Origin of the sequence: Sphingosinicella sp., assembly GCF_052388015.1 — a bacterium.
Taxonomy (GTDB): domain Bacteria; phylum Pseudomonadota; class Alphaproteobacteria; order Sphingomonadales; family Sphingomonadaceae; genus Allosphingosinicella.
Map to the genome: position 1 here is coordinate 20,393 of NZ_JBQTIN010000091.1, position 7,492 is coordinate 27,884.

At 69.2% G+C, this 7,492-nt stretch carries 10 protein-coding genes; 7 read left to right on the forward strand and 3 right to left on the reverse strand.

From position 1 onward, the window contains the following. Positions 1-23: 23 nt before the first annotated feature. Complete coding sequence (locus tag ACT4N3_RS07475) at positions 24-1,553, reverse strand: M20/M25/M40 family metallo-hydrolase (protein WP_444854587.1); 1,530 nt, start codon at positions 1,551-1,553, stop codon at positions 24-26. A 132-nt stretch (positions 1,554-1,685) separates the two neighbouring features. Here ACT4N3_RS07475 and ACT4N3_RS07480 point away from each other — a divergent pair, with 132 nt between their 5' ends. Further along, on the forward strand, positions 1,686-1,952 hold the full coding sequence (locus ACT4N3_RS07480; protein WP_444854588.1) for a hypothetical protein: 267 nt from the start codon (positions 1,686-1,688) through the stop codon (positions 1,950-1,952). A gap of 8 nt (positions 1,953-1,960) precedes the next feature. Here the strand turns inward: ACT4N3_RS07480 and ACT4N3_RS07485 are convergent, their stop codons facing one another. Both ACT4N3_RS07485 and ACT4N3_RS07490 read right to left on the reverse strand, forming a co-directional pair. After that, on the reverse strand, positions 1,961-2,677 hold the full coding sequence (locus ACT4N3_RS07485; protein WP_444854589.1) for an alpha/beta fold hydrolase: 717 nt from the start codon (positions 2,675-2,677) through the stop codon (positions 1,961-1,963). Continuing rightward, the gene (locus ACT4N3_RS07490; protein ID WP_444854590.1) at positions 2,674-4,182 is read right to left on the reverse strand and encodes a YifB family Mg chelatase-like AAA ATPase; all 1,509 of its coding nucleotides are present in this window, start codon (positions 4,180-4,182) and stop codon (positions 2,674-2,676) included. The genes ACT4N3_RS07485 and ACT4N3_RS07490 overlap by 4 nt, the downstream gene beginning before the upstream one ends. A gap of 44 nt (positions 4,183-4,226) precedes the next feature. Here ACT4N3_RS07490 and ACT4N3_RS07495 point away from each other — a divergent pair, with 44 nt between their 5' ends. The 6 genes from ACT4N3_RS07495 to yihA all read left to right on the forward strand — a co-directional run. Next, a complete protein-coding gene (locus ACT4N3_RS07495; RefSeq protein WP_444854591.1) occupies positions 4,227-4,673 on the forward strand; it encodes a hypothetical protein in 447 nt (148 codons plus the stop codon). A 3-nt stretch (positions 4,674-4,676) separates the two neighbouring features. Further along, positions 4,677-4,811 (forward strand): 50S ribosomal protein L34, encoded by a 135-nt coding sequence (gene rpmH / locus ACT4N3_RS07500; RefSeq protein ID WP_444854595.1) that lies wholly within the window; start codon positions 4,677-4,679, stop codon positions 4,809-4,811. A gap of 20 nt (positions 4,812-4,831) precedes the next feature. After that, complete coding sequence (gene rnpA / locus ACT4N3_RS07505) at positions 4,832-5,149, forward strand: ribonuclease P protein component (protein WP_444854596.1); 318 nt, start codon at positions 4,832-4,834, stop codon at positions 5,147-5,149. Further along, positions 5,146-5,358, forward strand: a complete 213-nt coding sequence (gene yidD, locus ACT4N3_RS07510; protein ID WP_444854592.1) for a membrane protein insertion efficiency factor YidD — start codon at positions 5,146-5,148, stop codon at positions 5,356-5,358. The genes rnpA and yidD overlap by 4 nt, the downstream gene beginning before the upstream one ends. A gap of 22 nt (positions 5,359-5,380) precedes the next feature. After that, a complete protein-coding gene (gene yidC / locus ACT4N3_RS07515; RefSeq protein WP_444854593.1) occupies positions 5,381-7,198 on the forward strand; it encodes a membrane protein insertase YidC in 1,818 nt (605 codons plus the stop codon). Further along, positions 7,185-7,492, forward strand: a 308-nt coding sequence (gene yihA / locus ACT4N3_RS07520) for a ribosome biogenesis GTP-binding protein YihA/YsxC (RefSeq protein WP_444854594.1), incomplete at its 3' end; no start/stop codon positions are given. The genes yidC and yihA, both read left to right, overlap by 14 nt.

A 7,492-nucleotide genomic window follows, 5' to 3' on the forward strand; every position in this document is an offset into this window, starting at 1 on the left:
GCAACGGGCGGAGGGACGGCCGATCAGCGGATCGTCGCCATCTCGTAGAGGAAGTCGACATAGCCCATCGCCGCCTCGCGGAAGCCGGCGACGCGGGGATTGGTCGATTCCAGGATCATGAACTCGTCCGGCGCATGGGCGCCGCTGCCATAGCCGAGGCCGAACTGGCCGGCGGGCTTGTTGAGCGGTGGGCCGGTGAAGACGAAGCCGGGCCAGGAACCGGCATTGCGGGGGAAGAGCGAGTAAGTGACGTTGCTGCGGGTGAAGACGGCCTGCTGGGCCCGGATCACCCGGCTGTCCTCGGCCGTCTCCGTAGGGTCGTAGCCGCCCGACACATTGACCTCGATGTCGCCGAAGCCGCGACTCTGGAGATGAGCGCGCAGCTTGGCCTCGCTGTCCGCGCGGGTCATGTTCGGCACCAGCCTGAGATCGAGCTTGGCGACGCCCCGCGCCGGCAGGATCGTCTTGCCGCCCGGCCCGGTATAGCCCGCGACCAGGCCCTCGATGTTCACGGTCGGTTGCGAGGCGAGGCGCTCCAGCGACTCGCGCCAGGGCAAATCGTCGATCCAGCGCTGCACGCCGAGAGACCGCTTCGCCTCGTCCTCGCTGCGCGTCCGCGCCGCCTCTGCGATCAGCGAGCGCTCGCGCTCTGTGAGCGGCCGCACCCGCTCGAACCAGCCGTCGATCGCCGGCGTGTTGCCATGGTCTCTGGTCAGCGTCTTCAGCGCCTCGACCAGGTGCCAGACCGGGCTGTCGACCTGCGCCTTGAGGCTGGAATGGATGTCGCGCCGTGGGCCGCGGCCCCAGCGTTCGCCGGAAGCGACCAGCTCCAGCTCGATGATCCCCTTGGCGCCGAGCGCGATATTGGCATTGCCGTTGGGCGTCTGGCCGTTGCTCGGGATGATGACCCCGTCGACCCGGCGCATCGCGGCGAGCACTTCGGGATCGCGCATTGTGTTGATAAAATTGGGCGAGCCGATCTCCTCCTCGCCCTCGGCGAGCAGGACGAGGTTGACCGGCAGCCTTTTGTTCGCGGCGCGGAAGGCGTGAAGCGCGGCCAGGAACGCCGTCTCCGGCCCCTTCTGGTTGGTCGCGCCGCGGCCGCGGATCGCACGGCCGAGCTGGTGGTCGAACAGCTGCCCTTCGAGCGGCGGCGAGGCCCATTCCGCCGGATCGAACTGCTTCACGTCATACATGAAGTAGATGCCGACCGTCCGCCGCGCGCCGGCGTCGAGCACGCCGAACACCGCCGGCACGCCGCCGGTCGGCACGGTGCGGACGCCGCTGAAGCCGGCATCGGTGGCGAGCCGGGCCATCAGCGCGGCGCCCTCCTGCACGTTGCGTTGCTCGGCGGCGATCGTCGGCAGCGCGATCCACTCGCGCAGGCGGCGGACCGAATCCTCATAGCCCGCATCGACCGCACGGCGGATCGCCTCGCGGTCGCTGTCGCGGCCGGTCTGGGCGAGGCCGGCGGCGGGAGCGAGCAAGGCGGCGGATGCGGCGGCGCCTTTGAGGAGGTTGCGGCGATCGGTGGAAGCGACGGAATCGGTCATGGCGGCCCCCTTGGCTGGACCGACGGATAGAAGCCGCGCCGCGCGCCGCTGTCCAGCCGTTAACCGCCATTCGCCGGAACCGGGCGTGCGAGGGCCGCGTTACTTCGCCGCAACGATTTCCGGAGAGAGACAATGAGCGACCCGCGCGACGACGAGCCCGTCCGGCACGAAACGACGATCATCCAGACCGGCGAGCGGCGCGGCGGCGGCGGGACGATCGTCGCGCTGGTCGTCCTGCTCGTGCTCGGCCTGTTCGCCTTCCTGTTCTTCGGCGGCTATCTCCGGCGCGCGGCGGATCGGACCGACGTCAACGTCAACGTCGCAGCGCCGAATATCGAGCTGCCCGACGTCCAGATCACGCCGCCGGCGACCGAGCCGGCCAACAAGAGCGGCAACTAGGGGACGCGTCAGCGGTCCAGGAACTCACGCACCGTCGCCAGGAACGCCCCGGTTTCGATCGTCGCCGAGCTGTGACCGGCGCCGGCGAAGGAGCGATGTTCCGCTTGCGGATGGGCGGCGCGCAGCGCGGCGCGGGCCCGCGCGCCGATGATCGGGTCGTTGTCGCTGTCGATGATCAGCGTCGGCGGCAAATCGCCCGACACCGAGTCGGTGCGTGGCCGCAAGCTCTCGGCCATGCAGACCTGCTGCGCGGCGAAGATGTCGATCAGGCCGGCGTCGAATGCCTGTTCGAGGTCCCGGAGCCGACGGGCGTAGACCTCCGGCCGCGCCGCGCGGACCGGCGCGATCGCCTTGCGGATCCGGCCGAGCAGCAGCCGACGCGTCATCGCTCGTGGCAGACGGGTCAGCAGAAAGCCGGCGACGCGGAGCTTGCCCGCATCCGACGGCCGCAACACGAAGCTGTGCGACAGGACCAGCCGGCGGATACGGCCCGGATGGCGCCGAGCGAAGCATTGCGCGATCCAGCCGCCATAGGATTGGCCGAGCAGATCGAAGGGGGCGTTACCGCCCGCCGTGTCGATCCTCTCGAATAGCGTGTCGAGCAGATCATCGGGTCGATAGTCGATCGTCGCGATGGGCCTCGTCCCGGCAAGCCCGGCCGCGATCCGCCGGCTTCCCTCCATCGCGCCGAGCGCGCCGGGCAGCAGCACGAGCGTCGGGATCAATTGCGCGGCGCCTGCCGCCGGTAGCTCAGCGCCTCGGCGACATGGACCCGGCCGACATGGCCGGCCCCGGCGAGGTCGGCGATGGTGCGGGCGACGCGCATCTCGCGGTGATAACCGCGCGCCGAGAGCCGCATCGCCTCGGCCGCCTGGGCGAGCAATTTGCGGCCGGGCTCGTCGGGCGTGGCGACGCTGTCGAGCAAATCGCCGTCGGCCTCGGCATTGGTGCGGACCTTGTGCTTCTCGTAGCGATGGGTCTGGATGTCGCGCGCGGCGCCGACCCGTGCCGCGACTTCGGCCGACCCTTCGGAGGGCGGCGGCAGGACGAGGTCGGCGGCAGCGACCGCCGCGACATCGACATGGATGTCGATCCGGTCGAGCAAGGGCCCGGAGACCCTGGCCTGATAGTCGGCGGCGCATCTGGGCGCGCGCGAGCAGGCGAGCGCGGGATCGCCCAAATGACCGCAGCGACACGGGTTCATCGCCGCGATCAGCTGGACGCGGGCCGGGAAGGTGACGTGGGCGTTGGCGCGGGCGACCTGCACCGTCCCGGTCTCCAGCGGCTGGCGGAGCGAATCGAGTGTGACGCGCTGGAACTCGGGCAGCTCGTCGAGGAACAGGACGCCGAGATGGGCGAGGCTGACCTCGCCCGGCCGCACGCGCAGCCCGCCGCCGACCAGGGCCGGCATCGAGGCGCTGTGATGCGGGGCGCGGAACGGCCGGGTGCGGATCAGGCGGCCATCCTTCAGCTCGCCGGCGACCGAGGCGATCATCGACACTTCCAGCGCCTCGGACGACGTCAGCTCCGGGAGAATGCCGGGCAGGCAGGCGGCAAGCAGCGATTTGCCGGCGCCGGGCGGGCCGCTCATCAGCATGTTGTGACCGCCCGCCGCCGTGATCTCGAGCGCGCGCTTCGCCGTCTCCTGCCCTTTCACCTGCGAAAGATCGGGACCGAAGCCGGGCGGTTCGGCGACAGCGGCCAAAGGCGGAGCGAGCACCGAACCGCCGCGCAGATGGTTGAGCAAGGCGATCAGGTCCGGCGCGGCGATCACCTCGATGCCGCCGGCCCAGGCCGCCTCCGATCCCTGCGCGCCGGGGCAGATCAGCCCCAGATCACGCGACGAGGCGTGCATCGCCGCGAGCAGCACGCCGGGCGACGGCGCAACGCGGCCGTCGAGGCTGAGCTCGCCGACCGCGACATAGGCGCTCAATGTCTCGGCATCGATCGCGCCCATCGCGGCGAGCAGGCCGAGCGCGATCGGCAGATCGTAATGCGATCCTTCCTTGGGGAGATCCGCCGGCGACAGGTTCACGGTGATCCGCTTCGGCGGCAGCGCGAGGCCGATCGCGGCAAGCGCGGCATGGACTCGCTCGCGGCTCTCCGCCACCGCCTTGTCGGGCAGGCCGACGACCAGGAATTTTGGCACGCCGCTGGCGATCTGGACCTGCACCTCAACGGCGCGCGCCTCCAGCCCCAGGAACGCCACCGTGGCGACATGCGCGACCATGCGTGAACCCCCTCGCCGCGAGGTTATTCCGGCCATCCGGCGCGATGTCGAGCGACGAATTGCACTCGCGCTCGCTTGCACCCACATTGTCGCGCATGAGCGAACGTCGCCGCCGCGGCTGGACCGACAATCCGCTGGTGCGCCAACTGCTGGTCGGCATCGGCTTCGTGCTGATCGCGCTGACGCCGGTGGTCGGGCCGATTCCGGGGCCGGGCGGAATCATCGTCTTCGGCGCGGGCCTCAGCCTCGTCCTTAAATATACCGGCTGGGCGAAGCGGCTCTATGTGCGCTTCAAGCGCGCCCATCCGAACAAGGGCCGCTGGACCGACTGGAGCCTGCGCCGCCTGAGCGCCCGCCGCCGTCACGAGCGGGCGCAACGTGAAATCGAACAGCCTGCCGAATTGACTTCCACTCCCCCTTCCCCTATCGGCGCCGGCGAGCAGGCCGCCACGGGCGGCCGTTTTCATTCAGACGATTCAACCAGGGTATGAACAATGAAGCGCACGTTCCAGCCGAGCAATCTGGTTCGCAAGCGCCGGCACGGCTTCCGCGCCCGGATGGCGACGGTGGGCGGCCGCAAGGTGATCGCGGCGCGCCGCAGCCGCGGCCGCAAGAAGCTGTCAGCCTAACCAGCCCAAAAATCGGCAAACTGACCCGCCGCGCGGAGTTTCTCGCCGCCAACGGCGGCTTTCGCGCGCCCACGCCCGGCTTCGTGCTGCTCGTGCGCAAGCGCGGCGACAGCAACCCGGCGATGCGCCTCGGCCTCACCGTTTCGAAGAAGGTCGGCAATTCGGTCGTCCGCAATCGCATGAAGCGCCGCTTCCGCGAGCTCGCTCGCACGATCCTTCCCCAAGCCGGCATCGCCGGCGCTGACCATGTCCTGATCGGTCGCCAGGCCGGGATCGAACGCGACTTCGCCCAGCTCGGCGAGGAGCTGCGCCGGGCGCTGGCGAGGGCGGCGAAATGATCGCCCGCGCGCTGATCCTCGTCGCCCGCGCCTGGCAGATCGGGCCCTCGCGGGTGCTGCCGCCGAGCTGCCGCTACACGCCATCCTGTTCGGCCTATGCAATCACCGCACTCTCCCGCTATGGCGCCCTGCGCGGGAGCTGGCTGGCGCTCAGGCGCCTGCTGCGCTGCCACCCCTGGGGGGGCTGCGGCCACGATCCGGTGCCGTGAGGGAAGAAGGGTTCATCCTTAAGTGAGCGAACATCGCAACATGATCCTGGCGATCGTCCTGTCGGCGCTCGTCCTGCTGGGCTGGGGCTTCGTCACCCAGACCTTCTTCCCGACCGCGAGCGAGCCGACGACCAAGGTCGAGCAGGGCAAGAGCGTTCCGCTGCCGCAGCCCAATGCCGGCCCGACCGCCGACACGCCCGCCGCCAATCGCGACCGCACGCAAGTGATCGCCGAGACGCCGCGGGTCAGGATCGAAACGCCGCGCCTCGCCGGCTCGATCAACCTGCGCGGCGCGCGGATCGACGACCTCGTCCTGGGCGGAACCGATCCGCGCCTTACGTATACCCAGACGATCGATCCCAATTCGCCGCCGGTCCGCCTGTTCTCGCCGGCTGGTGCCGCCGGCGCCTATTTCGGCCAGTTCGGTTGGACCGGTCAGGCGGGGCTCGTCGCACCGGACGGGAACACGGTCTGGCGCGCCAGCGGTAACCGCCTGACGCCGACCACCCCGGTCACTTTGAGCTGGGACAACGGCCAGGGCCAAATCTTCCAGATCGTGCTGTCGGTCGACGACGGTTATCTCTTCACCGCCGAGCAAAGGCTAATCAACCGCGGCGGTGCGCCCGTCGCCGTCCAGCCCTTCGCCCTCGTCAGCCGGGTTGGCGAATCGCCCGACATGGACAGCTGGACGATGCATGTCGGTCCGGCCGGCGTCTTCAACGGCACCGCCCATTATGACAGCAACTGGTCCGACGTGGTTACGGCGGGGACGCAGAATTTCGGCACGACCGGCGGCTGGATCGGCTTCACGGACATGTATTGGCTGGCCGCGGTGGTCCCGAGCCAGGCCAATGCCGTCAACGCCAGCTTCCGCCACAACAATGCCAGCAACGCCTTCCAGGCCGATTTCACCGGCGCGGCGCGAATCGTCCCCGCCGGCCAGGCTTTCGTCACCACCTCGCGCCTGTTCGCCGGCGCGAAGGAGGAGGCGGTGCTCAACGCCTATACGACCTCCCTCGGCACGCCGCTCGAACGGGCGATCGACTGGGGCTGGTTCCGCTGGTTCATGCAGCCGATCTTCTCGCTTTTGCTCTGGCTTCAGGCGCAGATCGGCAATTTCGGCGTCGCGATCATCTGCCTCACCCTGATCGTTCGCCTGCTGCTGTTCCCGATCGCCAACCGCCAGTTCGCCTCGATGGCGGCGATGCGGGCGGTCCAGCCCAAGCAGCAGGCGCTGCAGGAGCGCTACAAGGACGACCGGGCGAAGATGCAGGAGGAGCTGCTCAAGCTCTATCGCGAGGAGAAGGTCAATCCGGTCGCCGGTTGCCTGCCGATCCTGATCCAGATTCCGATCTTCTACGCGCTTTACAAGGTGCTGCTGCTCGCGGTGGAGATGCGGCACGAACCGTTCGTGCTGTGGATCCACGACCTCGCGGCGCCCGATCCGCTGACGCCGATGAACCTGTTCGGCTTCCTGCCGTTCACGCCGCCCGCCTTCCTCGCCATCGGTGTGCTGCCGATCCTGCTCGGGATCACGATGTGGTTGCAGATGCGCCTCAACCCGCAGATGCCCGATCCGGTGCAGAGGCAGATTTTCGCGCTGATGCCCTGGTTCCTGATGTTCATCATGGCGAGCTTCGCGGCCGGGCTGCAGCTCTACTGGGTGGTCAACAACATCGTTTCAATCGCCCAGCAGAGGTGGATGTACCACAAGCATCCGGCGCTGAAGACGCCGATGGCGCCGCGCCCGGCGGCGACGGCGCCTCCCTCACCACCGCCGCCATCTCCACCGCCGCCCTCGCAGCCGGGAAGATCGAAGAAGAGCCGTGGCCGGCGATGAGCCGGAGCTGGAGGAAGCGGCCCGGCGGCTGTTCGCCGGCCCGGTCGCGTTCCTGAAGTCCGCGCCCGAGCTCAAGTTCCTGCCCGATCCGGTCGTTCCGGAGATCGCCTTCGCCGGCCGCTCCAACGTCGGCAAGTCCTCGCTGCTCAACCGGCTGACCAACCGCAAGAGCCTGGCGCGGACCTCGAACACGCCGGGCCGGACGCAGGAGCTCAATTTCTTCGACGTCGGCGAGCCGCTTCGGCTGCGGCTGGTCGACATGCCGGGCTACGGCTTCGCCAAGGCGCCGAAGGA